Source organism: Mixta calida (assembly GCF_002953215.1).
Lineage (GTDB): Bacteria > Pseudomonadota > Gammaproteobacteria > Enterobacterales > Enterobacteriaceae > Mixta > Mixta calida.
The window spans coordinates 66,997-92,194 of sequence record NZ_CP026378.1 but is presented as its reverse complement, the minus strand read 5'-3'; the positions used below and the strand labels follow the sequence as shown (position 1 = coordinate 92,194).

Genomic DNA, 25,198 nt, shown 5'->3' with positions numbered 1-25,198 from the left:
ATGAACAGCCATACTCACCAAAACGGTACGTTGGATGTGGTCACTATCGGCGAAGCGATGGCGATGTTCGTCGCCGCCGAAACCGGCGATCTGGCCGCGGTCGACACCTTTATCAAACGCATCGCCGGAGCGGAACTGAATGTCGCTATCGGCCTCGCGCGGCTCGGTCTGAAAGTGGGCTGGGTCAGCCGCGTAGGCGATGACGCTTTTGGCCGCTTCGTCCACCAGCAGCTGGAAAAAGAGGGCGTCGATCATCAACGCGTGCTGACGGATAAGCGTTACCCTACCGGCTTTCAGCTGAAGTCGAAGGTGGAAGACGGCTCCGATCCGGTCGTGGAGTATTTTCGCAAAGGCTCCGCCGCCAGCCACCTTTCCGTAGCTGATTTTGACCGCGACTATTTTGGCTCGGCGCGCCACCTGCACCTGAGCGGCGTAGCGGCAGCGCTTTCCGGCAGTTCGCTGGAGCTGCTGAACCACACGGCGCGGGAGATGCGCGCCATGGGCAAAACGTTCTCATTCGATCCTAATCTGCGTCCGGTGCTGTGGCCGAGCGAGCAGGAGATGGTGAAACAGCTTAACCAGCTCGCTTTTATGGCGGACTGGGTGCTGCCAGGTGAAAAAGAGGGCCTGATTCTGACCGGACATCGCCAGCCGGAAGCGATCGCCGATTTCTATCTCGATAAAGGGGTGAAAGCGGTCATTATCAAAACCGGCGGCGATGGCGCCTGGTACAAAACCTCTGACGGCGACAAGGGCCAGGTGGAGGCGGTACGGGTGGAAAATGTCGTCGATACCGTCGGCGCGGGCGACGGCTTCGCCGTTGGCGTGATCAGCGCGCTGCTGGAAGGCAAACCACTGCCTCAGGCGATCCGTCGCGGCAATAAAATCGGCTCGCTGGCGATTCAGGTGATCGGCGACAGCGAAGGCTTGCCGACGCGCGCCGGTCTCGGCGAAGAGTAAGCAATAACCTCTTACGTACCCTTATAACGATGCAGATCGGTGACGCCGTCATCAGTATATGCGCTCCCAAGAGAGGATAAGCTCATGAATAAGCAGACAATCGCGCCGAAACGTTGGTGGTATATCATCCCCATTATCTTTATCACCTACAGCCTGGCGTATCTGGACCGTGCGAATTTCAGCTTCGCCTCCGCCGCAGGCATCAATGAAGATTTAGGCATTACCAAAGGGATGTCCTCGCTGCTGGGCGCCCTGTTCTTTCTCGGCTACTTTTTCTTTCAGATCCCTGGCGCCGTCTATGCCGAACGCCGCAGCGTGAAAAAGCTGGTGTTCTGCTGCCTGGTGATGTGGGGCGTCTGCGCCTCGCTGACTGGCGTGGTAAGCAATATTCCGATGCTGGCCGCCATCCGCTTTATCCTCGGCGTGGTGGAAGCGGCGGTAATGCCGGCGATGCTAATCTATATCAGCAACTGGTTTACCAAATCGGAGCGCTCGCGCGCCAATACCTTCCTGATCCTGGGCAATCCGGTCACCGTGCTGTGGATGTCGGTGGTCTCCGGCTACTTGATCAACGCTTTCGGCTGGCGTGAGATGTTTATTTTTGAAGGCATCCCGGCGGTGATCTGGGCGGTATTTTGGTGGTTCCTGGTGCAGGATAAACCGGCGCAGGCGCGCTGGCTGAGCGAAGATGAAAAGACCGCGTTGCAAGAGCAGCTGCGTAAGGAGCAGGAAGGCATTAAGGCGGTGCGCAACTACCGCGAAGCCTTTAAGTCGCGCAACGTTATTCTCCTCTGTATGCAGTATTTCGCCTGGAGCATCGGCGTGTATGGCTTTGTGCTGTGGCTGCCTTCCATTCTGCGCAACGGCACGCAGATGGGAATGGTCGAGGCAGGCTGGCTCTCCGCCGTGCCATATCTGGCGGCAACCGTGGCGATGATCGTGGTTTCCTGGGCCTCCGACCGCATGCAAAACCGCAAGCTGTTTGTCTGGCCGCTGTTGCTGATCGGCGCGCTGGCGTTCCTCGGCTCATGGCTGGTGGGTTCGAATAATTTCTGGCTCTCCTACAGCCTGCTGGTGATCGCCGGCGCCGCGATGTACGCGCCTTACGGCCCCTTCTTCGCCATTATTCCTGAAATGCTGCCGCGCAACGTCGCCGGCGGCGCGATGGCGCTGATCAACAGCATGGGCGCGCTGGGCTCTTTTGTCGGCTCGTGGATTGTGGGCTACCTTAACGGAGCCACCGGCAGCCCGGCCGCTTCCTATATCTTTATGGGCGTGGCGCTGCTGGTCTCCGTCTGGCTTACTCTGATTGTGAAACCGGCGGAGAACAAACAGCCCCCCTCGCCGGAACGCGCGGCCAGGCACGCATGACTAGTCGCGCGTAAGGTCCGGCGCATCCGGACTCTGCCTCAAATTGCCGATCGCGTCCGTTGACGATCGGCAATTATCTTTTCTGTTTACCGCTCAAGCGGATGGAGCCTGACATGAAGCCTGAAGTGCTGTTATACAAATCCCTTCCCGACGATTTACGCGCCCGCCTCGATGAGCATTTCACCGTGACGGCGATTAACGGCCTCTCGCCGGAAACCATTGCGGAACATGCGGAGGCGCTGGCGCGCGCAGAAGGCATGATCGGCTCCAGCAGCACGGTGGATCAAGCGCTGCTGGAGAAAATGCCGAAACTGCGCGCCGCCTCGACGATCTCCGTCGGCTATGACAATTTTGATGTGGAAGCGCTGAACCAGCGCGGCATTGTGCTGATGCATACGCCGACCGTCCTGACCGAAACCGTCGCCGATACGATGATGGCGCTGGTGCTTTCCAGCGCGCGGCGCGTGGTGGAAGTGGCGGAGCGGGTAAAGGCGGGCGAATGGCGGCGCAGCATTGGTCCCGACTGGTTCGGCATCGATGTGCATCACAAAAAAATGGGCATTCTCGGCATGGGCCGCATCGGTCTGGCGCTGGCACAGCGTGCGCATCACGGCTTCGGCATGCCGATTTTATACAATGCGCGCAAGCATCATGAGGAAGCGGAGTCGCGTTTTAACGCGCAGTATTGCGATCTCGATACCCTGCTGCGCGAGTCCGATTTTCTCTGCATCAGCCTGCCGCTGACGGAACAGACTCACCATATGATCGGTCGTGAGCAGCTGGCGAAAATGAAGCCGAGCGCCATTCTGATTAACGCGGGCCGCGGGCCGGTCGTGGATGAACAGGCGCTGATCGCCGCGCTGAAAGATAAAACCATTCACGCCGCAGGCCTGGATGTGTTTGAACAGGAGCCGCTGCCGGTTGATTCCGAACTGTTGACGCTGCCGAACGTGGTGGCGCTGCCGCATATTGGTTCCGCGACCCATGAAACGCGTTACGGCATGGCGCGCGACGCCGTAGATAATCTGATCGCGGCGCTGGCGGGCAAGGTAGAGAAGAACTGCGTCAATCCGCAGGTGCTGCGTTAAATCGCTATGCGGCGATCATGGCAACGCGGCGCGTGGTTTGCGGCCGCAATGTTAATGCGACCGCAACCGTTCGGCAGAGCGCGTGGTTTGCGGCTGCGATGTCAATGCGACCGCAACCGCTCAGCAGAGCGCGTGGTTTGCGGCTGCGATGTCAATGCGACCGCAACCGCTCAGCAGAGCGCGTGGTTTGCGGCCGCCATATTGCGTCGGCCGCAACCGCTCGCCTTACTCCACCGCGATCGGTTTTTCATCCAGCTGTGGCGCGTTGTCGCCCTGTAGCGTTTTAACCCGTTGCTCTACTTTTTGTACTGCCTGCGCATCTTTTAACAGCGTGTAGGTCAGCGTGAAAGCCTGGCTTTGCCCCGGTTGCAGCTGTTTTACCCTTCCCTGCTCTTTCTCGATGGTAACCGGATAGGCGTAGTTAGTGCCCGGTTCAATGCCGGTAACGTAGCCCTGATTCAGGGTGTCGGTATTCTTCCATAAGGTCAACAGCGGCAGCTGACGAGTGTCGAATTCAATTGCCGCGCCCTTGTCTCCCTTGCTGTTGATCACCGCCGCGACCGTCTTGCCTTCGTTATCCGCCAGCGGCGTCAGGTTAAATACCATCTCGTCAAAGCCTTTGGTCGGCGCGCCGTAGATATTCCAGGTTTTTAAGCCATTTTTCGCATAGTCGTTAAAGGGCGAAACACTTTTTACCGGCGCGATAAAGCGAGCGTCTTTCTCCAGAATCGGCGTGCCAAAGTTGCTGTGATAGATAATCTGGTAATCTTGCGGGTAGTCGCTCTGGTTGGTCAGCTCATCATGAATGGTGAAGCTGTCGCTGCCTGGGACGTAACGCAGTTCGGTCCAGGTGCTGAGCTTCGCCTTTTTAAAAGTATGCTCTTTCAGCAGGCCGCGAATGCGAATTTCATGCGGGGCCTGCTCATTAACTATCACCTCCACGCGCGACGCCGGGGTATTGCCCGCTTTGCCGTGCAGCGTGTAGAGCACGCCGTCTTTGGTGACCGGATGACCAGTCCACTCAAAGCCGCAACGCACCATCATCTCGTTAAAGCCGTCCAGCCAGCCCAGCCCGTTACGGCTTTCCAGACGGATATAGGCCGGATTGACCACCTCATCCACTGGTGAATCCCAGCCCATGCGCACGCCGTGTCCGTTAACATGCAGCAGATCCATGCCGCGGCTGGGGCTAAGCGCGATCGTCAGGCCGTTTTCGCTGCGCAGGGTAATCACTTTCGACCCTTCCTGCTTGCCACCGTGCAGAACTTTTTGCTCAATGCTGAAAGGCTGACCGTCCAGCTTCAGCTGTTGGCTGCTGATGCTCCAGTTGCCTTCCTCCATGCCGCTTTCAGCATCCGTCAGCAACCACGACTGCGCCAGCGCCGGCGTGGAAAACATCATCGCTACCGTCATCACCACCAGAGAGTTGTTCATTTTGTGATCCTTTAGCTGAATTGATTTAGCAAAACAGCCAGCAGGTTACAAATGCGCCTGCTGAAAAACCGTGATGGCAGTCACCTGGAGATTTTTAGCAGATGTTTCAGTAAAGAAACGAGATTGTTAACTCATTTCTATCGGACTTATTACATTTTTCAGCAAAAATTTGTGATCGCTATTTGATGCAGCTTGATACGTTTCAGCCTGCATCTGGCGCGTATCGCGCCTCGCTGCATCGGCCAGAAGCCGTCCTTAACAACGCGGCGATAATCAGCCGCTCCGCCTGCCTGGTATCTCAGGTTTCGCTTTTTCACAGCCTTTGCCGCAGGCGAGGCGTCAGGCAGGCGCTGTTTGCATCATGGCATCGCTGGCGGTAAGGTGTCCCACACCTGCCAATTACATTTGATTTACAGCTATGAGCTTTTCTCTCTTTGGTGACAAATTTACCCGCCATACCGGTATTGCCCGTTTAATGGAAGATATGGGCGAAGGGCTGCGCACTCCCGGCGCGGTAATGCTGGGCGGCGGCAATCCAGCGCAAATTCCGGCCATGAACGACTATTTTCATCAACTGCTGATGCATATGCAGCAGGAAGGAAAGCTGACCGACGCGCTGTGCAACTATGACGGCCCGCGCGGTAAGGCGGTGCTGCTTGAAGCGCTGGCTGCGCTGCTGCAAAAAGAGCTGGGCTGGCAGATTTCAGCAAAAAATATTGCCCTGACCAACGGCAGCCAGAGCGCCTTTTTCTATCTGTTTAATCTCTATGCCGGTCGCCGTGCCGACGGCGCTAAAAAGCGCGTGCTGTTTCCATTGGCGCCGGAATATCTCGGCTATGCGGACGCCGGACTGGATGAAGATCTGTTTGTCTCCGCCCGCCCTAATATTGAGCTGCTGCCGGAAGGACAGTTTAAATACCATGTCGATTTTGACCATTTGCAGATCACCGACGACACCGGCCTGATTTGCGTATCGCGCCCGACGAACCCTACCGGCAACGTCATTACCGATGAAGAGCTGCTGCACCTGGATATGCTGGCGCAGCAGCACGATATTCCGCTGCTGATCGATAACGCTTACGGCTTGCCTTTCCCCGGCATTATCTTTACCGAAGCGCGACCACTGTGGAACCCGAACATTATTCTCTGCATGAGCCTGTCGAAGCTTGGGCTGCCCGGCGCGCGCTGCGGCATTATTCTCGCTGATGAAAAGGTGATCGACGCCATCAGCAATATGAACGGCATTATCAGCCTGGCGCCAGGCAGCGTCGGCCCGGCGATCGCGGTAGAGATGATCCAGCGCGGCGACCTGCTGCGCCTGTCGGAAACGGTGATCAAGCCCTTCTATCAGCAGCGCGTGCAGGAAACCATCGCCATTCTGCGCCGCTATCTGCCGGAAGAGCGCTGCCTGATCCACAAACCGGAAGGCGCTATTTTCCTCTGGCTCTGGTTTCAGGATCTGCCGATCACGACCGAACTGCTCTATCAGCGACTGAAACAGCGCGGCGTGTTGATGGTGCCGGGCCACTTCTTCTTCCCCGGCCTGGCGCAGAGCTGGCCGCATACCCATCAGTGCATGCGTATGAATTACGTGCCGGATAACGCGACGATTGAGAAAGGCGTAAAAATTCTGGCGGAAGAGATTGAGCGCGCCTGGAGCGAAGTTGCGCGCTAACCAACGCGGCGGCAGATCGCAAAAAATGGCTGCCGCCCTGTTGTCTTCGGCACGGTTTTGGCCGGGGTAAAAGACCAACCTATAAAAAGCCCAGCCTGCGAAATGCGCTGGGCGTCAGCGGCGCTTTCTCCCGCGCGCTTTTCCCGTCACGGCGTTTTCGGCTGTCGCCGCGCATTTGTCTCCCTCCATATCATTACGATCTGTATATATCAAACAGCGACATTTATGAGTAAGTTAATGAAAAGGTGATTTTTCGTTAACGCTTTTCTCATTTCTTTTTTCGGCGCTAAGCATTCGTTCCCGGCTCTGACTGACCGTTTCCCGCTGAGCTGAAAGCGATGCCGCCGTTTTTCATCTGACAGGCAGGAGAAAACATGGCTATCAAAGATCTGTTGCTGGCGCTCTGCGTGGTGGTGGCGTGGGGCGTGAATTTCGTCGTGATTAAAGTAGGGTTGCACGGGATGCCGCCGTTTCTGCTGGCCGGGCTGCGTTTTACCCTGGTGGCGCTGCCCGCGATCTTTTTCGTGCGTCCGCCGCGTATTCCGCTGCGCCTGCTGCTGCTGTACGGGCTCACTATCAGCTTTGGTCAGTTCGCCTTTCTGTTTTTAGCCATCAATCTTGGCATGCCTGCCGGGCTGGCGTCGCTGGTATTGCAGGCGCAGGCTTTCTTCACGCTGTTGCTTGGCGCGCTGCTGCTGGCGGAAAAGCTGCGGTGGTACCACATCGCCGGCATCGCCATCGCCACTGGCGGCATGGTGTTGCTGGCGACGGCAGGACAGAACGCGTCCGCCGTGGGCGGCGTGACGCTGACCACCATGCTGATGACGCTGGCCGCCGCGCTCTGCTGGGGCATGGGCAATATCACCAACAGAGTCATTATGCGTAGCGGAAGCGTACCGATTATGTCGCTGGTGGTCTGGAGCGCGCTGGTACCCATCGGGCCCTTTTTCGCCTGCTCCTGGCTGTTTGAAGGGCGCGACGCCATCGCTGAGAGCCTGATGCATATTCAGTTAACCACGATACTGGCGCTGATTTACCTGGCGTTTATCGCCACGGTAGTAGGTTACGGCATCTGGGGTTCGCTGCTGGGCCGCTATGAAACCTGGCGCGTGGCGCCGCTCTCGCTGCTGGTGCCGGTGGTAGGTTTGTTGAGCGCGGCGCTGTTATTGGACGAAACGCTTTCCACGCAACAACTTATCGGCGCGGCCGTTGTCGTAGTTGGGTTGGTGATGAATGTCTTCGGCGGGCGCTTGAAACCGCTGCGCGCTATCCGCGTTCAGCAGGAATAACGACGTAGCCGGATGAAGATATAACAACGCCGCGTTTCCGCGGCGTCAGGGTGCTGATGAACGGGCTAAAGATTAGCTGAGAATTTCGATGCGGCGCGGTTTCATCTCTTCCGGCACGATACGTTCCAGATCGATGTACAGCAGGCCGTTTTCCAGACGGGCGTCGCGGACCACGATATGGTCAGCCAGCTGGAATTTACGTTCGAAATTGCGTTCGGCAATGCCCTGATACAGGTATTTACGCTCTGTCTGCTCTTCAGGATGAGCGCCGCGCACGATCAGCATGTTGTCGTGAGCGGTAATATCCAGCTCATTCTGCGCGAAGCCTGCCACGGCAATGGTGATGCGATAGTGGTTTTCAGCCACCAGCTCAACGTTGTACGGAGGGTAGCCGCCATTGCTTTGGTTCTGGTTGGATTCCAGCAGATTAAACAGACGATCGAAACCGATAGCGGAACGATAGAGCGGAGAAAGGTCGAAGTTACGCATAATACAAAGCTCCTGAATTTCAGCGAGTAGGTTAATCGCAGCCTTCCGTCACGGACAGGCTGTCCGGTCACGCTGGCGAACCCATTCGGCGAATGCCGCGCTGACCGTGATAAGAAAATGGGGGTAGCTGCCATTCTTTCAAGTAGCCATTTGCAATTTTTTTAAGCAAAGCACAGAGAATGTCATACACTCAGGGGAAGATATCGTCATGCATAAGGCGCGAGTCACCACAGAGTGACCGGGACCTTTTCCCCGCCGCGGACGAAGACACTCAGCCAGGCGTTCAGCCATGACTGAAGGGATGAAACAGATGAAATTAATACAAAAATACCGTTTGGCGGGGCTTCTGGCCTGTAGCGCATTAATCACTACTTCTGGCTGTTCCAGCATGATGTCACATACCGGCGCCAGCCAGGGTTACTATCCCGGCACCCGCGCCAGCGCCGAAGTGCTTACCGACGATAAGAGCAGCTGGGTGATGAAGCCGCTGGCCCTGATCGACCTTCCTTTCTCTGCCGTGCTGGATACCGTCCTGCTTCCCTGGGACTATATGCGCGCCGACGACTGCCAGGCTATCGATTCGCCGCGGGCGCGCGTAATTGAAGCAGAGCGGCTGGCGAAAACCCAGGAAAACCTGGCGCAGGCCGCGCCGCTGGCGATTAACTCACCGCAACCGTAAATATCTGCCGATAGCCGTCAACATCCTGCATAAAGGCGATCTGACGGCCATCGGGCGAGAATACTACCGCGTCGCCTGACGGTGGCATGGCGTTGCGCGGCGTCAGTCGGCGCATTTCACCGCTCTGGCTGTCGCACAGCATCACGCTGTTGTCGCAGATAAACGCCAGTTGCCCGCCCGCCGGATGCCAACTAAACGCCGACTGAATATCGTGCGCGCTCCGGGTAATCTGACGCGGTTCGCCGCCGCAGGGCGAAATGCTCCACAGCTGCACCACGCCCGCCTCGTCACGCATCAGAAAGGCGATTTCGCTGCCGTCCGCGTTGCTGCGCAGCCAGTGGCGCGGCTGCGTCGCAAGGCCGGGATAGCGGCGCTGATGGGTAAAGGTCAGTCGACGCTGCGTTACGTCGCGCGGCGGTGCAGGCAGTTGGGTTTCCGTCCCTTCCAATGGCGCGTCGCCCGGCTGCGCATAGTCGCTCAGCTTTTCCGGCAGATCGGCCACAAACACCTCCGGCACGACATCGCCGTTCTCCGCCCGCGTATCGCCGATAAACGCCAGCGCCCAGCGCTGGCGGCTGCCGTCCGGGCGACGGTAGCCCTGCGCGCCAATCCAGCCCTCCTCATAAGCGCGGCTGATTTCATTGCTGCCGGGCTGCGGCGACGCGGTGGTTTTGCTCACCAGTACGCAGAAATGGCTGCCGTCATATTCCCGCGGATGCTGCTTCGCCGGGCAGACAGCATGCAGCGGAACGGCGACGCCAACGTTACGTAAATCCTCCCGCGTGTCCCACTCGTGCATCACATGATCGTTATAGGTAAAGCTGAGGCGGCTGCCGTCCGGGCTGAAGACATGGACGTGCGAGCCGCCGCGCAGCGCGCCCGGCGTAAAAGGCGGCGTGATATCGCAGGCGTCGAGGTTCTCCGCCGCGCCGTTCTGAATTATGACGCCGCGACGATGATGAAAGTCATAGCGCCAACTGGCATCAGGATGTTCCGGTCCATGAATGCAGACATAGCGCGGCGGCATATCGGGGCTGGCGGTCACCACGCCGACGTGCGCGCCATTGCGCGCCTGATAAAGGATCTCCGTCGCGCCGCTCTCGACGTTGACGCGCTCTACGGTCAGGCCGGTAAAGGAGGCGCCGGAAGGACGCACGTCATACACCAGCCACTGACTGTCGGCGGTCCAGACGTTGATGTTGGTCAACTGATGGTTGCGCGGGGCAAAGGTAAGCTGCTTTTCGCTCATGGTTTACAACACAAATTTTTCGATAGCGTGCGCCACGCCATCTTCCGCGTTGGTTTTAGTCACAAACTGGCTGACGGCGATTACCGAGTCGATGGCGTTGCCCATCGCTACGCCGGTGCCGGCATATTCTATCATCGCCAGATCGTTTTCCTGGTCGCCGATGGCCATGATTTCATCCTGCGTCAGATGCAGCTGCTGCGCCAGCGCATGTACGCCGGTGCCTTTATTGACCTTTTTATTAAGAATTTCCAGGTAGTAAGGGGCGCTTTTCAGGATGGTGTAATTCTGCTGCGCCTCCTGCGGCAGGCGGGCGATAGCCGCATCCAGCAGCTGAGGCTTGTCGATCATCATCACTTTCGGGAAAGTCAGCGAGCGATCCATCTCCTCAACCGCGCGGTAACGCACCGGAATGCCGGTCAGATACGCTTCGTGGATGGTGTATTCGCTGATGTCTTTATTCGCCGTATAAAGCGACGATTTATCCAGCGCCTGGAAATGAACGCCCAGTTCGCGTGAGAGCTGTTCAAACTTCAGATAGTCGTCAAAGGAGAGCGTGGTTTCCGCGACGCAGTCGCCGTTGATCGCACGCTGCACCAGCGCGCCGTTATTGGTGATGCAGTACTGGCCTTCCTGTTGTAAATCCAGCTCCATCAGATAGCGTTCTACACCGATATAAGGACGTCCGGTGGTCAGCACGATATGCACGCCCTGATCGCGCGCCAGGCCGATGGCCTCTTTTACGCGCGGCGAAATCTGGTGCTGTGGGTTAAGCAGCGTGCCGTCCATATCAATCGCAATCAATTTTATCGCCATAACGTCCTCATCAGTTTTCGATTTGCTTTAATGCTAGCGCGATCTCGCTCACGGTGACCAGCTTGTTTCTGCATGGAAGGGAGAAATGGGAAGGAGGCTGACGTTACGACAGAGGTGAATCCTGGGCTGGTGCCGGTGCCACCATCGGCAACATTAACAACTGAAATACGGCGGCTCCGATGAGAAAAATGATGAATATGCTGGCAGCCTTCGCAGAATTTGCAGGCGATCTCGCTTATTTCCCACGACTGTTTCGCCTTATCTGGCGCCAAACGGCATGAGTAGCACTCACTTTGAAACGCTTGAATTGCGTTATGAGGCGATCAACTGAACGTATACCGAAGGAAACGTTATCTACCGTGATTCATGGAACGATCGTTGTTGTGCCTGATAACGCAGGAAATCAGAAGAGCAAACGCCTCCTCTGAGCTAACGAAGAGAGAAAATGGTCGGCTTAAGAACGATCGCATCTACGCCTGACAATCGCAGGTGAATAGTAGGGTCCGGCAGCAACGGCGTGCCATCCATAGCGAAAGTAATAAATAATGGGCTTAAGCGTCTTCAGGATGACAGAATGCGCTTTCATCCTGGCGCGATCCCCAGGGAAACCGTACTCACGATACGGCAAGCGGGAAGAATGGAAGCACCGTTTCAACACGCCGCAGCATGATGAAACGGTGTAAAAACACGCAGATTAACTGAACAGTTTGCCTTTCAGCAGGTCCATCCCTGCGGCCAGTAAATCGTTGTCGGCTGATTCATGTACTTCGCCTTTAGGCGAAAGCGCATCGATGATATTCGGCAAATATTGCGCCAACAGCGAAGAGGCCGCCTGGGTATCAATGCCTAATTTTGCGCCAAGCTGAGCCAGCGCCGGGCTGCCGAGGACGGCAAGCACCTGCTCGGCGCTGAGGAATTTGTTCGCCTCCGCGCTGCTCAGCCATGTCATCACGATTTCGCCAAAGCCGCCATGGCGAAATTTTTCCAGCAGCGCCTGGACGCCGCCCTGCTGGTTAACCCAGCTTAAAATAGCCTGATATTTAGCCGCATCGCCGTTCAATAACATACCGGCAACCTGATCAAACAATCCCATTTAATGCTCCTTAATTACGCTTCTAACGTCCTGTTACAGCCAACGGCTGGATAAAAAAAATGCCGCGCAGACGCACGGCATAGATACTTCGGTTAAATATCGATATTCGCCGCTTTCAGGGCGTTCTCTTCGATAAAGGCGCGGCGCGGTTCAACCGCATCGCCCATCAGCGTGGTAAACAGCTGATCGGCGGCGATCGCATCTTTAATCGTAACACGCAGCATGCGACGGCTGTCCGGGTCCATAGTGGTTTCCCACAGCTGTTCCGGGTTCATCTCACCCAGACCTTTATAGCGCTGTACTGCCAGGCCGCGACGCGACTCTTTCACCAGCCACTCCAGCGCCTGCTCGAAGCTGGCGACCGGCTGACGGCGCTCGCCGCGTTCGATGTAGGCGTCTTCTTCCAGCAGGCCGCGCAGTTTTCCACCCAGCGCGCAGATTTTGCGGTATTCCGGGCCCTGGATAAACTCGCTGTCCAGCGGATAATCGGTATCCACGCCGTGCGTGCGCACGCGCAGCACCGGTTCGAAGATGTTCAGCTCGCGGTTTTCACGCACGCTGGCGACATAGGTACTGCCGTGCGTTTCTCTTTCGTTCAGCAGCGTAACCAGCGTCTCGATCCAGGTCGTCACCGTCTGCTGGTTGTCCAGGCTTTCCAGCGTCGGATGGTAAACCAGCGCGTTAAGCAGCGCGAGCGGGAAGCGGCGCTCCATACGCTTGATCATGCGCTGCGTGCTGTTGTAGTCGGAGACCAGGTTTTCCAGCTGTTCGCCGCCGAGCGCCGGCGCGCTGGCGTTGGTGTGTAGCGTCGCGCCGTCCAGCGCAATGGCGATCTGATACTGATCCATCGCCTCATCATCCTTGATGTACTGCTCCTGCTTGCCTTTTTTCACCTTGTAGAGCGGCGGCTGCGCGATATAGACGTGGCCGCGCTCAATGATTTCTGGCATCTGACGATAGAAGAAGGTCAACAGCAGCGTACGAATGTGCGAGCCGTCGACGTCCGCATCGGTCATGATAATGATGCTGTGATAGCGCAGCTTGTCCGGGTTGTACTCGTCGCGGCCAATGCCGCAGCCCAGCGCGGTGATCAGCGTAGCGACTTCCTGTGACGCCAGCATCTTGTCGAAGCGCGCCTTCTCCACGTTCAGGATTTTACCTTTTAGCGGCAGAATCGCCTGGTTCTTACGGTTACGGCCCTGCTTGGCGGAACCGCCTGCGGAGTCACCCTCCACCAGGTAGATTTCCGACAGCGCCGGATCGCGCTCCTGACAGTCGGCCAGTTTGCCCGGCAGGCCCGCCAGATCCAGCGCGCCTTTACGACGGGTCATTTCACGGGCGCGACGGGCTGCTTCGCGCGCGCGCGCCGCATCAATAATTTTGCCGACCACGATTTTCGCATCGGACGGGTTTTCCAGCAGGTATTCCGCCAGCAGTTCGTTCATCTGCGATTCAACCGCCGATTTCACCTCGGAAGAAACCAGTTTGTCTTTGGTCTGCGAGGAGAATTTCGGGTCCGGCACCTTCACGGAAACGACAGCGATCAGCCCTTCGCGCGCGTCGTCGCCGGTAGCGCTGACCTTCGCTTTTTTGCTGTAGCCTTCTTTATCCATATAGGCGTTCAGGGTACGCGTCATGGCGGCGCGGAAGCCAGCCAGGTGCGTGCCGCCGTCGCGCTGCGGAATGTTGTTGGTGAAGCAGTAGATGTTTTCCTGGAAACCGTCGTTCCACTGCAATGCCACTTCCACGCCGATGCCGTCTTTCTCAGTAGAGAAGTAGAAGACGTTCGGATGGATCGGGTTTTTGTTTTTGTTCAGGTATTCAACGAAAGCTTTGATGCCGCCTTCGTAGTGATAGTGGTCGCTCTTGTCAGTACGTTTGTCTTCCAGGCGGATAGAGACGCCGGAGTTCAGGAACGACAGCTCGCGCAGACGCTTCGCCAGAATTTCATATTCGAAATCGGTGACGTTGGTAAAGGTCTGATGGCTTGGCCAGAAGCGCACGCGGGTACCGGTCAGATCGGTTTCGCCGGTGACCGCCAGCGGCGCCTGCGGCACGCCGTGAACATAGGTCTGCTGGTGCACTTTGCCTTCGCGGCGAATAGTCAGCTCCAGCTTTTCAGACAGCGCGTTAACTACAGAAACGCCCACACCGTGCAGGCCGCCGGAAACTTTATAGGAGTTGTCGTCGAACTTACCGCCGGCGTGCAGCACGGTCATGATCACTTCCGCCGCCGACACGCCTTCTTCCGGGTGAATCCCGGTAGGAATGCCGCGGCCGTCATCCTGCACCGATACGGAGTTATCCGCATGGATAGTCACGACAATCTCTTTACAGTGGCCTGCGAGCGCTTCGTCGATGGCGTTGTCCACGACCTCGAATACCATGTGATGCAGACCGGTGCCGTCATCCGTATCGCCGATATACATTCCCGGGCGTTTGCGTACCGCATCAAGCCCTTTCAGGACTTTGATACTTGAGGAGTCATAAGAATTCGACATCAACGTTTCTCGCTCATTTAATCTTCAGGTTGAACCGCTATTTTACCCTGTTCTACGCGGAACATCTTGCCCTTTTCGTCAGTCATATCGATGACGTGATCGGCGCCGATAGCGCTAACGAAAACCTGGGCGCGCGTGGCTTTCAGCCGGTCCGCCAGCAGGCGGCGTCGGCTTTCGTCCAGCTCAGAGGCAAAATCATCGATCAGATAGAGGCAGCGGCGTCCGCTCTGGCGAGTCAGAAACTCGCCCTGCGCCAGACGCAGCGCGCACATCAGTAATTTCAGCTGTCCGCGAGACAGTAAATCTTCAACCGGCGTCCCGTCGGCGCGAATACGAAAATCCGCCTTGTGGGGACCGCTGGCGGTATAGGTCAGCGCCCGGTCGCGCTCAAACTGTCTTTGCAGCAGTTCGGCGTAGTCACTCTCTTTGTCCCAGCCGCGCTGGAAGGAAAAATCCAGCCCGAACTCAGGTAAAAACTGCGCGCAGGTGGCGGTAATATCCGCCGCGATCGCCGCGCTGTATTCGGCGCGCCATTGGCTGATCTGCTCAGCCAGCGGTGCCAGTTCGCGATCCCAGGGTTCGATTTGCTGGTAACGCGTCACCTGCCGCAGCGCCGCGTTGCGCTGCTTCAGCAGCCTTTTCAGGTTGCTCCACGCCAGAAAAAAGCCAGGCGTATTGTGAAAGCAGCCCCAGTCGACGTAGGCGCGGCGAAATTTCGGGCCGCCGTTCAGCAGCGTAAAGCCTTCCGGCGTAATCAGCTGCATCGGCAGCAGCTGCGCCAGCTCCGCCACTTTATGCCCGTCGCTGCCGTCAATGCGCACCTTGCTGTCGCCGGCGCGATTTTTTGTCAGGCCGACCGTGGTTTCGCGCTCCGCGCCGTCAATGCGGCCATGCAGGATAAACGCCTCCTGTTCGTGGCGGATAATGCGCCCCGCTTGCAGACTGCGAAAAGCGCGCCCGTGGCCCAGGGTGTATATCGCTTCCAGCACGCTGGTTTTTCCGCTGCCGTTAGCGCCGATCAGAAAGTTAAAGCCCGGCGCCAGCGCCAGATCGGCTTGTTCGATATTACGGAAGTCTTGTATCAGCAGGCGGGTTAAAGCCATGAAATAATCCAAAGAGATGGCGTGACAGCAGGCGCCGTTATTCTGCGGCAGGCGTTTCTCAGGCCGGGAGACGAGCCAAACATGAGTAAATGCTTACTGGTCATAACAATATGGGGGCGTTCGGGCATTTTACAAGCCGCGCCTGCGCACTGGAGAACGACGTGTCAGCGGCTCTCCAGCTCGCAGATGAGTCGCCAGACGTCACCCGCGCAGCCGCGCTGACAACGCCTGCGTTACCCGTCAAAGACGCATCGGCATCACGACATACGCGGCGCTTTGACTCGCCTCATCTTCAATCTGTACGCTGGATACCGAGTCGGTCAGCAGCAGACGCACATTTTCGCACTTCAGCGCGTTCAGCACATCCAGCACGTAACTGACGTTAAAGCCGATCTCCAGATCGCTGCCGCCATAGGTGACGTCGAGGATCTCTTCCGCTTCTTCCTGTTCCGGGTTGTTCGCCGTAATACGCAGCTGGTTTTGGCTGATATAGAGTCGAACGCCGCGGAATTTCTCATTCGACAGAATCGCGGCGCGGGCGAACGCCTGCTTCAGCAGATCGCATCCCGCCTCCAGCGTTTTGTCCGGGTTTTTCGGCAGCACGCGACGGTAGTCTGGAAAACGACCATCCACCAGCTTGGAGGTGAAGATAAAGTCGCCGACGTGCGCGCGAATGTTGCTGCCGCCAATCTGAATTTGCAACGGCGTGTCGCCGCCGTCCAGCATACGCACCAGCTCGGTGACGCCTTTACGCGGCACGATCACCGAATGGTTCGGCAGCGACTGGCCGACCGGCATCGAACAGACCGCCAGGCGGTGTCCGTCGGTCGCGACGGTGCGCAACTCTTCACCTTCGGTTTCAAACAGCATGCCGTTGAGGTAATAACGCACATCCTGATGCGCCATTGAGAACTGCGTCGCCTCAATCAGGCGCTTTAGCGTCGCCTGCGGCAGAGTAAACTCTACCTCGCTCTGCCAGTCGTCCAGATTCGGGAAGTCGCTGGCGGGCAGGGTGGAGAGCGAAAAGCGGCTGCGGCCGGAGCGCACCAGCATTCTGTCGCCTTCCAGCACCACGCTGATCTCGGCGCCTTCCGGCAGACCACGGCAGATATCAAGGAACTTACGCGCCGGCACGGTAGTGGCGCCTGGCTCATGCGGCTGCGTCAGCGCGACGCGCGCCACCATCTCCATCTCCAGATCGGTGCCGGTCAGCGACAGGCTGCCGTCATTCACTTGCATTAACAGGTTGCCCAGAATCGGCAGCGTCGGACGACCGCCTAACGGACCGCTCACCTGCTGCAGCGGTTTAAGTAATTGCTCGCGTTCTACAATAAATTTCATAGCGTCAGGAAGATAATGTTCTGATTAAATTTGAAAAATCTTCTTTAATGTCGTGACTTTCTTCGCGTAGCTGCTCGATTTTACGGCAGGCATGCAGCACGGTAGTGTGGTCGCGACCCCCGAAAGCGTCACCGATCTCCGGCAGGCTGTGGTTGGTCAGCTCTTTCGCCATCGCCATCGCCATCTGGCGCGGGCGCGCCACGGAGCGCGAACGGCGTTTAGAGAGCAGGTCAGCCACCTTGATCTTGTAATACTCCGCCACCGTCTTCTGAATATTGTCGATGGTCACCAGCTTTTCCTGCAGCGCCAGCAGATCGCGCAGCGCCTCGCGCACGAAATCGATAGTAATGGCGCGGCCGGTAAAGTTGGCGTTGGCGATAACGCGGTTCAGCGCCCCTTCCAGTTCGCGCACGTTGGAACGCAGGCGCTTGGCGATAAAGAAGGCCACTTCGCCGGGCAGACAGATGTCGTTCTCGTCCGCTTTTTTCATCAAAATCGCGACGCGAGTTTCCAGCTCAGGCGGCTCGATGGCCACCGTCAGCCCCCAGCCGAAGCGGGATTTCAGGCGATCTTCCACACCGTTGATCTCTTTCGGATAACGGTCGGAGGTCAGGATAATTTGCTGATTGCCTTCCAGCAGCGCATTGAAGGTGTGAAAAAACTCTTCCTGCGAGCGCTCTTTATTGGCGAAGAACTGAATATCATCGATCAGCAGCGCGTCGACCGAACGGTAGTAGCGCTTAAATTCTTCAATGGCGTTGTTTTGCAGCGCCTTCACCATATCCTGCACAAAGCGCTCGGAGTGCATATAGACCACTTTCGCATTGGGCTTGCGGGCGATGATGCCGTTGCCCACCGCGTGCAGCAGGTGCGTTTTGCCGAGGCCGGTGCCGCCATAAAGGAACAGCGGGTTATAGGCGCCGCCGGGATTGTCCGCCACCTGTCGCGCCGCCGCGCGCGCCAGCTGGTTGGATTTACCCTCGACGAAGTTATCAAAGTTATGTTTGGCGTTGACGTTGGATCGCCAGGAGCGCTCGGCCGGCGCGGGCACGCTATCCCAGCTGGGACGCGCCGCAGGCTGCACCGGCGCCACGCTGGCGGCGACCGGCGCGGCGAAGCTGGCGTTGCTGGTCACGGCCGGCTGCGGAATCGACTGCACCACCGGCTTGCTGCCGACTTCAAAACGCAGCTGTGGAGCATCCGCGCCGCAAAAATCGTTAAGCAGGCCATTGATATTATTGAGATATTTATCTCTTACCCAGTCGAGCACGAACCGATTCGGGGCATATAAGGCCAGCGTATTGTCGTTCAGTTCAGCCTGTAGCGGACGTATCCACATGCTGAATTCAGTGGCAGGTAGTTCATCCTGCAAACGGGCAAGACACTGTTGCCAAAGCGAAAGTGACACGGCGGACTCCACTCGAACAAAATCGATAAGAAAATAGGCGCTGAAACAGATCAATCATCATTGTTGACGCATGCCAGTGACAGACATACGAACCGCTGTCCGCGGTTGCTCCGATCCCGATCGCAGAGTGGATCGTTAGCGGAAGGGCGGATCATAGCGCAAAGCGAGACAGAGATCTTCACTTTCTACACAGTTTTGATCCATTTTATCCACAGGCATTGAACGAGGCTAAGTTTACGCCAGGCTGGACGAAAGGCACTCAGGATCGGTCGTTTTGATGCAAATATTCAGCGTCCGTCACGTTATTATCGCAACGGCGGTGCAAACGATCGCCAGAAGATCCTGAGCGATCCTTGCGCTTTAGCGCGGACGCCGTATAATTCCCGTCCCGGCGTGATGCGCCTTGTCGATTTCGACAGGATTTGCAGGTCGATTCGGGCAGCCAGGCGCGCGCAGCAAGCGAAGTAAATTGACTCCGGACTGTACAATTATTACAATCCCGCCTCTTTATTAAAGATACACTGAGGCGTCGGTCGTTTTACTGAACCGGGTACGACGCGTCACCACGTGAAATTTTTCAAGTTTAGGTAGAAATCGCCATGAAACGCACTTTTCAACCGTCCGTACTGAAGCGCAACCGTTCTCACGGCTTCCGTGCTCGTATGGCTACTAAAAATGGTCGTCAGGTTCTGGCACGTCGTCGTGCTAAAGGCCGCTCTCGTCTGACCGTTTCTAAGTAATAAAAGCTAACCCATAAGTGGTTAAGCTCGCATTTCCCAGGGAGTTACGTTTGCTAACTCCCACTCATTTCACTTTCGTCTTCCAGCAGCCACAACGGGCTGGCACGCCGCAAATCACCATCCTCGGCCGCCTTAATTCGCTGGGGCATCCCCGTATCGGTCTTACCGTCGCGAAAAAAAATGTTAAGCGTGCGCATGAGCGTAACCGGATCAAGCGATTGACCCGCGAAAGCTTTCGCCTGCGCCAACACGAACTCCCCGCAATGGATTTTGTGGTCGTGGCCAAGAAAGGGGTAGCCGACCTCGATAACCGTGCGCTAATGGAAGCGTTGGAGAAATTATGGCGTCGTCACTGTCGCCTGGCTCGCGGCTCCTGATTGCGCTGATTCGCGTTTATCAACGCGTCATTAGCCCGCTTCTGGGACCTCACTGCCGGTTTACCCCAACCTGCTCGCAATATGGAGTTGAGGCATTGCGCAGGTTTGGAGTGATAAAAGGCAGTTGGTTGACGCTCAAACGCGTATTAAAATGCCACCCTTTAAACCCGGGTGGTGACGATCCGGTGCCGCCAAAAACCGACGATAACAGAGAACATTAACGATGGATTCGCAACGCAATCTTTTTCTCATCGCTTTTCTGTTCGTGTCTTTCATGATCTGGCAAGCCTGGCAGACGGACCATGCTCCGCAGCCTCAGCAAACTCAGACCACGCAAAACACGACAGTAGCCGGTGATGCCGCTAATCAGGGTGTGCCTGCCAGCGGTCAGGGCAAAACCATCACCGTTAAGACTGATGTCCTGTCTTTGAACATCAATACCCGCGGTGGCGATGTGGAACAGGCGCAGCTGCTGACTTACCCGGACAAACTGGGTTCTTCTCAGCCTTTCCAGCTGCTGGAAACCTCCTCAGCCTTCCTGTACCAGGCACAGAGCGGCCTGACCGGCAGAAACGGGCCGGACAACCCGAATAACGGCGCGCGTCCGCTGTTTACTACCACGCAGGATCACTTCGAACTGGCTGATAACCAGAGCGAGTTGCGCATCCCGATGACCTTTACCGCGGAAAACGGCGCCGTCTACACCAAGACGTTCGTGCTGAAGCGCGGCGAATATGCCATTAACGTCGAATATCAGGTGAACAACGCGACTCAGCAGCCGCTGGAAGTAGCGATGTTCGGCCAGCTGAAACAGACTATCGATCTGCCGAAGCACCGCGACACCGGCAGCAACAACTTTGCTCTGCATACTTTCCGCGGCGCCGCTTACTCCACCAGCGACGAGAAGTATGAGAAATATAAGTTCGACACCATCGCCGATAACGAAAACCTGAGCACCACCACCGCCAACGGTTGGGTGGCGATGCTGCAACAATATTTCGCTACCGCATGGGTGCCGCGCACCGCAGGCAACAACACGCTCTATACCAGCAATCTTGGCAATGGTATTGCGGCCGTCGGCTATAAATCCGCGCCGGTGACGGTTGCGCCAGGCAGCCAGCAGACGCTGGCGGCGACGCTGTGGGTCGGCCCGGAAATTCAGGACAAGATGGCGGCCATCGCGCCTCACCTTGATCTGACCGTGGACTACGGCTGGCTGTGGTTTATCTCTCAGCCGCTGTTTAAGCTGCTGAAGTTCCTGCACAGCTTTATCGGCAACTGGGGCTTCTCCATTATCGTCATCACCTTTATCGTGCGTGGCATCATGTACCCGCTGACCAAAGCGCAGTACACCTCCATGGCGAAGATGCGCATGCTGCAGCCGAAGATTCAGGCGATGCGTGAGCGTCTGGGCGATGACAAGCAGCGCATGAGCCAGGAAATGATGGCGCTGTATAAGTCGGAGAAGGTAAACCCGCTGGGCGGCTGTCTGCCTCTGGTTATCCAGATGCCGATCTTCCTTGCGCTTTACTACATGCTGATGGGCTCGGTAGAACTGCGTCATGCGCCGTTCGCGCTCTGGATCCATGACCTGTCCGCGCAGGACCCGTACTATATCCTGCCGATTCTGATGGGCGTAACGATGTTCTTCATTCAGAAGATGTCGCCGACCACCGTAACCGATCCGATGCAGCAGAAGATCATGACCTTTATGCCGGTCATCTTTACCGTCTTCTTCCTGTGGTTCCCGTCAGGTCTGGTGCTTTACTACATCGTCAGCAACCTGGTCACCATTCTCCAGCAGCAGCTGATCTATCGCGGTCTGGAAAAACGCGGCCTGCACAGCCGCGACAAGAAGAAAGCCTAACCGTCGGAGTCAACGTGACCTCCGGCAGTATCAAGCAGGGGCGGGATTTTCCCGCCCCTGCTTATTTGTTGCTTTCCGGTCATCAAAATTGACGCCGGGGGTGGTAAATCCGGCGACAGTGATTATTATCAGGCGGTCAATCGACCGCCTTCGTTTTACAGTATTGAGAGAGTTTCCATGAGCCACAGCGATACCATTGTCGCCCAGGCCACACCGCCAGGACGCGGCGGCGTGGGCATTCTGCGTGTTTCCGGCAGCAAAGCGGCAGAGGTCGCCCGGCAACTGTTGGGCAAACTGCCGAAACCGCGTTACGCCGACTATCTGCCTTTTAAAGCGGCGGACGGCAGCACCCTCGACCAGGGCATCGCGCTATGGTTTCCGGGGCCTAACTCCTTTACCGGCGAGGATGTGCTGGAGTTACAAGGACACGGCGGCCCGGTGATCCTCGATCTGCTGCTGAAGCGCATCGTGGCGCTGCCCGGCGTGCGCATCGCTAACCCAGGCGAGTTTTCGGAACGCGCGTTTCTTAACGATAAGCTGGACCTGGCGCAGGCGGAGGCGATTGCCGACCTGATCGATGCCAGCTCCGAGCAGGCGGCGCGCTCCGCGCTGAACTCGCTACAGGGCGCCTTCTCTACCCGTGTTAATCATCTAGTGGAAGCGCTCACTCACCTGCGAATCTACGTGGAAGCGGCTATCGACTTCCCGGATGAAGAGATTGATTTCCTGTCCGATGGCAAAATTGAAGCGCAGCTAAACGCCGTGATGCAGGACCTGAACGCCGTGCGCGCCGAGGCTCGCCAGGGCAGCCTGCTGCGTGAAGGGATGAAAGTGGTGATCGCTGGACGCCCCAACGCCGGTAAATCGAGCCTGCTTAATGCGCTGGCCGGTCGCGAAGCCGCTATCGTTACTGATATCGCCGGCACCACGCGCGACGTGCTGCGCGAGCATATCCATATTGACGGCATGCCGCTGCATATCATTGATACCGCCGGTTTGCGCGACGCCAGCGATGAGGTTGAGCGTATCGGCATCGAGCGCGCCTGGCAGGAGATTGAACAGGCGGATCGCGTGCTGTTTATGGTTGACGGCACCACCACCGATGCTATTGAACCTGCTGCCATCTGGCCCGATTTTATTGCGCGTCTACCCGCTGCCTTACCGATCACCGTGGTGCGTAATAAAGCGGATGTCACCGGTGAGCCGCTGGGTTTAACAGAAGTAAATGGTTACTCACTTATTAGACTGTCAGCGCGTACCGGCCAGGGCGTCGATGTGCTGCGCGACCATCTGAAACAGAGCATGGGCTTTAATGACAATATGGAAGGCGGCTTTTTAGCGCGCCGTCGTCATTTACAGGCTCTGGAGTTAGCGGACACTCACTTACAACAAGGTAAAGCGCAGCTGCTGGGCGCATGGGCTGGCGAGCTATTGGCGGAGGAATTGCGGCTGGCGCAGCAGGCGCTAAGCGAGATTACCGGCGAGTTTACCTCCGACGATCTGCTGGGGCGTATTTTCTCCAGCTTTTGTATTGGTAAATAGTTTCTGCCAACGTTTTTCGCATAGCCAGCGAGAGAACAATATAAAAAAGGCGCCGGAGAGTATGATTTATCCGGCGCCTTTTTATTTTTATTGCAGATTCATCAGAAGGTGTACTTAGCCCCTAACATCAGGCTGGCGTCCTGGTAATGATAGCGGCCATGTTGCAGAGCCACGCTGCCATTAATATGGAAGTTATCGCTTATCTTCCCTTCCACGCCGGTTTTAAGCTCCGCTAAATTTCTGCCGCTATTTTGCTCAACGTCAACCTGATTGAGATTGACCCGGAAAGGGTCGCTGTTATACAGCCAGTTAAGTTCTACATAGGGCTTCAGATTGCTTTCTCCGGGCTGTTTAGACTCGGTGATCCAGCCACGTACCCCGATACGAGATATCACATTAGTGTTTTTATTAGCCACTACCTGCGTACCGTTTTGTTCAACCAGATGCACGGTTTTAAGGCCGTTAAAGATAAACTGCGCATGCGGTTGCAGATAAAAACCGTAGGTACGCTGGTTTTTCCCGGTGCGCTCAAGCGCTTTCCAGCCGTAGCCAGCTTCCAGTGAGGCACTGACGCCCTGAGTATGATATTTCTCAGTCCACAGCCCTTCCCCTGATACGCTACTGTTGAACCAGTTATATTGCACCCAACTATCCAGCCATAGTCCGGTATTTCTGTCCTGATTAGCGAACCAGGTAGCGTAAGCGCCCACGCTATAGCCTGAAATACTGCTGTCGCTGGAATAGTGGTTCACCGTTGAGCGAATATTTGTTGACTGATGTCCATAACCAAACATCGGTCCAATATGTAAACTTCCGCCACCCAGCTCCTGCTGAATCAGATCGCCGCCCAACTGTATGGTATAGCGGTTACTCTGAGCTTCCAGTTGGTCTGCCATGTAGGTACGATTATGGCCACCCGCCTGGCGCAGCCATAAACTGGTCTTGTGCTGCCCGTCAGCAGACTGGCCCTCATTACCAAGACGATCGTGCAGGCTGAGATTAAATAACGTAGCGGCCGCCGCACTGTTAGCAATATAACCACCCGCTTCAGGACGAATAACGCCGTTACGCGTAAGGTCAATCGGCGGCGTCGGGGTTGGTTCCGGTGTCGGGGTTGGTTCCGGTGTCGGGGTTGGTTCCGGCGTCGGGGTTGGTTCCGGTGTCGGGGTTGGTTCCGGCGTCGGGGTTGGTTCCGGCGTCGGGGTTGGTTCCGGTGTCGGGGTTGGTTCCGGCGTCGGGGTTGGTTCCGGTGTCGGGGTTGGTTCCGGCGTCGGGTTGATTCCGGCGTCGGGGTTGGTTCCGGTGTCGGGGTTGGTTCCGGCGTCGGGGTTGGTTCCGGTATCGGTTCCGGCGTCGGTTCCGGCGTCGGTTCCGGCGGCGCCGGTTCCGGATTCGGCTCTTCTTGCCAGTTCGCTAAATACCAGTTTTTAGCATCTGCTCCCTGGCCGCGTCCTAATTTATATTCATAAGCACCAGCAACAATACGGCCTTTCTGTACGAATTCACCATCAGACGCCCCTTTTACCTCTACCAGCTCGATACCGTTAATGGTTTTCGCGCCGATGCCGCCAACGTTAAGCACTTCAACATTCGTGGAACCTGAAGTATCACCTTTAACGATCAGCTTGTTGGTTGCAGAGTTGTCATCATTCACAACCGTATTGAAAATTATCGTACCGTTGTTGCCTTGATAATTACCCTCAACAGTTAACACATCATTAACAGCCCCCGATTTAAAAGCCACGGTGCCTTCGTTAACCAGGTTCTGAACGGATGAAGAGCCGGTCATTTGCCACAGACTGCTGGAATAAACACCAACATCCGCGTTATTTACCGTGCCGGTAAGCTGTGAAGTTTCACGCAATACCACAGAGCCATAGCTGTCAGGATCGACATAAACATCCCCATTCAGAGTGGAATTATTTATGGCTTCTAATTCAACGTGAGATGGATAAACAATGGATTCCTGCTCATCGTTTAAGGTAAAGACGTTTAATAACTGGCCGTTGCCACCTTCTATTACAGAGCCATTGCGGGCCTGCATTTTAAGGGTTGTCGCTGTAGCCCGGATAGCTTCTTGCGTCGCGCTGGTAAGCTTAACCTTATCAAGGTTTACCGTATTGAACAGCGTGTCGGAATAGCCACTGGCAGTCAGTGCGGCTGCGTTTCCTTCGCTAGT

General features: G+C 56.6%; 21 protein-coding genes and 2 pseudogenes. 12 read left to right on the top strand and 11 right to left on the bottom strand.

Annotated elements, in window-relative coordinates; translation table 11 throughout:
* The 3 genes from C2E16_RS00415 to ghrB all read left to right on the top strand — a co-directional run bounded on the left by C2E16_RS00415 (window position 1) and on the right by ghrB (window position 3,419).
* Complete coding sequence (locus C2E16_RS00415) at window positions 1-960, top strand: sugar kinase (RefSeq protein ID WP_038629363.1); 960 nt, start codon at window positions 1-3, stop codon at window positions 958-960.
* An 84-nt stretch (window positions 961-1,044) separates the two neighbouring features.
* Complete coding sequence (locus tag C2E16_RS00410; protein WP_038629360.1) at window positions 1,045-2,331, top strand: MFS transporter; 1,287 nt, start codon at window positions 1,045-1,047, stop codon at window positions 2,329-2,331.
* A 113-nt stretch (window positions 2,332-2,444) separates the two neighbouring features.
* Entirely contained in the window at window positions 2,445-3,419 is a 975-nt protein-coding gene (gene ghrB, locus C2E16_RS00405) for a glyoxylate/hydroxypyruvate reductase GhrB (RefSeq protein WP_038629356.1), read from the top strand.
* A 225-nt stretch (window positions 3,420-3,644) separates the two neighbouring features.
* Here the strand turns inward: ghrB and C2E16_RS00400 are convergent, their stop codons facing one another.
* On the bottom strand, window positions 3,645-4,853 hold the full coding sequence (locus tag C2E16_RS00400) for an aldose 1-epimerase family protein (RefSeq protein WP_084970735.1): 1,209 nt from the start codon (window positions 4,851-4,853) through the stop codon (window positions 3,645-3,647).
* A 418-nt stretch (window positions 4,854-5,271) separates the two neighbouring features.
* Between C2E16_RS00400 and C2E16_RS00395 the strand changes: the two genes are divergently transcribed.
* Entirely contained in the window at window positions 5,272-6,528 is a 1,257-nt protein-coding gene (locus C2E16_RS00395; protein WP_084970737.1) for a valine--pyruvate transaminase, read from the top strand.
* Window positions 6,529-6,902: 374 nt separating this feature from the next.
* A complete protein-coding gene (locus C2E16_RS00390; RefSeq protein WP_038629347.1) occupies window positions 6,903-7,817 on the top strand; it encodes an EamA family transporter in 915 nt (304 codons plus the stop codon).
* 72 nt (window positions 7,818-7,889) lie between these two features.
* Here C2E16_RS00390 and ibpA read toward each other — a convergent pair whose 3' ends face one another.
* Complete coding sequence (ibpA, locus tag C2E16_RS00385) at window positions 7,890-8,306, bottom strand: small heat shock chaperone IbpA (protein WP_038629345.1); 417 nt, start codon at window positions 8,304-8,306, stop codon at window positions 7,890-7,892.
* Window positions 8,307-8,616: 310 nt separating this feature from the next.
* On the opposite strand from ibpA, the gene C2E16_RS00380 reads away from it, so the two are divergent.
* Complete coding sequence (locus tag C2E16_RS00380; RefSeq protein WP_038630199.1) at window positions 8,617-8,985, top strand: YceK/YidQ family lipoprotein; 369 nt, start codon at window positions 8,617-8,619, stop codon at window positions 8,983-8,985.
* On the opposite strand, the gene C2E16_RS00375 is transcribed toward C2E16_RS00380, so the two are convergent.
* Complete coding sequence (locus C2E16_RS00375; RefSeq protein ID WP_084970739.1) at window positions 8,966-10,234, bottom strand: DUF3748 domain-containing protein; 1,269 nt, start codon at window positions 10,232-10,234, stop codon at window positions 8,966-8,968. The genes C2E16_RS00380 and C2E16_RS00375 overlap by 20 nt on opposite strands.
* A gap of 3 nt (window positions 10,235-10,237) precedes the next feature.
* Entirely contained in the window at window positions 10,238-11,047 is an 810-nt protein-coding gene (gene yidA, locus C2E16_RS00370) for a sugar-phosphatase (RefSeq protein WP_038629341.1), read from the bottom strand.
* A gap of 244 nt (window positions 11,048-11,291) precedes the next feature.
* Between yidA and C2E16_RS21020 the strand changes: the two are divergent.
* Window positions 11,292-11,378: pseudogene (locus C2E16_RS21020) on the top strand (type VI secretion system tube protein Hcp); the annotation flags it as partial.
* 363 nt (window positions 11,379-11,741) lie between these two features.
* Here the strand turns inward: C2E16_RS21020 and C2E16_RS00360 are convergent.
* From C2E16_RS00360 to dnaA, 5 genes are all read right to left on the bottom strand, one after another.
* On the bottom strand, window positions 11,742-12,140 hold the full coding sequence (locus C2E16_RS00360; RefSeq protein WP_084970741.1) for a YidB family protein: 399 nt from the start codon (window positions 12,138-12,140) through the stop codon (window positions 11,742-11,744).
* Between the two features lie 92 nt (window positions 12,141-12,232).
* Window positions 12,233-14,641: a DNA topoisomerase (ATP-hydrolyzing) subunit B gene (gyrB, locus tag C2E16_RS00355; RefSeq protein ID WP_038629337.1), complete on the bottom strand. Its 2,409-nt coding sequence runs from the start codon at window positions 14,639-14,641 to the stop codon at window positions 12,233-12,235.
* Window positions 14,642-14,658: 17 nt separating this feature from the next.
* Complete coding sequence (gene recF / locus C2E16_RS00350) at window positions 14,659-15,744, bottom strand: DNA replication/repair protein RecF (protein WP_038629334.1); 1,086 nt, start codon at window positions 15,742-15,744, stop codon at window positions 14,659-14,661.
* Between the two features lie 240 nt (window positions 15,745-15,984).
* On the bottom strand, window positions 15,985-17,085 hold the full coding sequence (gene dnaN, locus C2E16_RS00345) for a DNA polymerase III subunit beta (RefSeq protein WP_038629331.1): 1,101 nt from the start codon (window positions 17,083-17,085) through the stop codon (window positions 15,985-15,987).
* Window positions 17,086-17,089: 4 nt separating this feature from the next.
* Window positions 17,090-18,493, bottom strand: a complete 1,404-nt coding sequence (gene dnaA / locus C2E16_RS00340; RefSeq protein WP_104951617.1) for a chromosomal replication initiator protein DnaA — start codon at window positions 18,491-18,493, stop codon at window positions 17,090-17,092.
* 599 nt (window positions 18,494-19,092) lie between these two features.
* Between dnaA and rpmH the strand changes: the two genes are divergently transcribed.
* From rpmH to mnmE, 5 genes are all read left to right on the top strand, one after another.
* A complete protein-coding gene (gene rpmH, locus C2E16_RS00335; RefSeq protein ID WP_003849659.1) occupies window positions 19,093-19,233 on the top strand; it encodes a 50S ribosomal protein L34 in 141 nt (46 codons plus the stop codon).
* 17 nt (window positions 19,234-19,250) lie between these two features.
* Complete coding sequence (gene rnpA, locus C2E16_RS00330; RefSeq protein WP_038629327.1) at window positions 19,251-19,610, top strand: ribonuclease P protein component; 360 nt, start codon at window positions 19,251-19,253, stop codon at window positions 19,608-19,610.
* Window positions 19,574-19,831: a membrane protein insertion efficiency factor YidD gene (gene yidD / locus C2E16_RS00325; RefSeq protein ID WP_071883725.1), complete on the top strand. Its 258-nt coding sequence runs from the start codon at window positions 19,574-19,576 to the stop codon at window positions 19,829-19,831. Before rnpA ends, yidD begins: the two co-directional genes overlap by 37 nt.
* 2 nt (window positions 19,832-19,833) lie before the next feature.
* Window positions 19,834-21,477, top strand: a complete 1,644-nt coding sequence (gene yidC / locus C2E16_RS00320; protein WP_038629325.1) for a membrane protein insertase YidC — start codon at window positions 19,834-19,836, stop codon at window positions 21,475-21,477.
* Window positions 21,478-21,654: 177 nt separating this feature from the next.
* Window positions 21,655-23,019, top strand: coding sequence for a tRNA uridine-5-carboxymethylaminomethyl(34) synthesis GTPase MnmE (gene mnmE / locus C2E16_RS00315; RefSeq protein ID WP_084970070.1), 1,365 nt, complete (start codon window positions 21,655-21,657; stop codon window positions 23,017-23,019).
* A gap of 101 nt (window positions 23,020-23,120) precedes the next feature.
* On the opposite strand, the gene C2E16_RS20960 is transcribed toward mnmE, so the two are convergent.
* Window positions 23,121-24,101, bottom strand: coding sequence for an autotransporter family protein (locus C2E16_RS20960; RefSeq protein ID WP_257152268.1), 981 nt, complete (start codon window positions 24,099-24,101; stop codon window positions 23,121-23,123).
* A gap of 263 nt (window positions 24,102-24,364) precedes the next feature.
* A pseudogene (locus tag C2E16_RS21015) lies at window positions 24,365-24,808 on the bottom strand (autotransporter outer membrane beta-barrel domain-containing protein); the annotation flags it as partial.
* Window positions 24,809-25,198: the final 390 nt, after the last annotated feature.

Excerpts from the sequence above, each read along its gene's own strand:
- C2E16_RS00415 (WP_038629363.1), top strand. The coding sequence starts at position 1 with ATGAACAGCCATACTCACCAAAACGGTACGTTGGATGTGGTCACTATC.
- C2E16_RS00410 (WP_038629360.1), top strand. The coding sequence starts at position 1,045 with ATGAATAAGCAGACAATCGCGCCGAAACGTTGGTGGTATATCATCCCC.
- ghrB (WP_038629356.1), top strand. The coding sequence starts at position 2,445 with ATGAAGCCTGAAGTGCTGTTATACAAATCCCTTCCCGACGATTTACGC.
- C2E16_RS00400 (WP_084970735.1), bottom strand. The coding sequence starts at position 4,853 with ATGAACAACTCTCTGGTGGTGATGACGGTAGCGATGATGTTTTCCACG.
- C2E16_RS00395 (WP_084970737.1), top strand. The coding sequence starts at position 5,272 with ATGAGCTTTTCTCTCTTTGGTGACAAATTTACCCGCCATACCGGTATT.
- C2E16_RS00390 (WP_038629347.1), top strand. The coding sequence starts at position 6,903 with ATGGCTATCAAAGATCTGTTGCTGGCGCTCTGCGTGGTGGTGGCGTGG.
- ibpA (WP_038629345.1), bottom strand. The coding sequence starts at position 8,306 with ATGCGTAACTTCGACCTTTCTCCGCTCTATCGTTCCGCTATCGGTTTC.
- C2E16_RS00380 (WP_038630199.1), top strand. The coding sequence starts at position 8,617 with ATGAAATTAATACAAAAATACCGTTTGGCGGGGCTTCTGGCCTGTAGC.
- C2E16_RS00375 (WP_084970739.1), bottom strand. The coding sequence starts at position 10,234 with ATGAGCGAAAAGCAGCTTACCTTTGCCCCGCGCAACCATCAGTTGACC.
- yidA (WP_038629341.1), bottom strand. The coding sequence starts at position 11,047 with ATGGCGATAAAATTGATTGCGATTGATATGGACGGCACGCTGCTTAAC.
- C2E16_RS00360 (WP_084970741.1), bottom strand. The coding sequence starts at position 12,140 with ATGGGATTGTTTGATCAGGTTGCCGGTATGTTATTGAACGGCGATGCG.
- gyrB (WP_038629337.1), bottom strand. The coding sequence starts at position 14,641 with ATGTCGAATTCTTATGACTCCTCAAGTATCAAAGTCCTGAAAGGGCTT.
- recF (WP_038629334.1), bottom strand. The coding sequence starts at position 15,744 with ATGGCTTTAACCCGCCTGCTGATACAAGACTTCCGTAATATCGAACAA.
- dnaN (WP_038629331.1), bottom strand. The coding sequence starts at position 17,085 with ATGAAATTTATTGTAGAACGCGAGCAATTACTTAAACCGCTGCAGCAG.
- rpmH (WP_003849659.1), top strand. The coding sequence starts at position 19,093 with ATGAAACGCACTTTTCAACCGTCCGTACTGAAGCGCAACCGTTCTCAC.
- yidD (WP_071883725.1), top strand. The coding sequence starts at position 19,574 with ATGGCGTCGTCACTGTCGCCTGGCTCGCGGCTCCTGATTGCGCTGATT.
- yidC (WP_038629325.1), top strand. The coding sequence starts at position 19,834 with ATGGATTCGCAACGCAATCTTTTTCTCATCGCTTTTCTGTTCGTGTCT.
- mnmE (WP_084970070.1), top strand. The coding sequence starts at position 21,655 with ATGAGCCACAGCGATACCATTGTCGCCCAGGCCACACCGCCAGGACGC.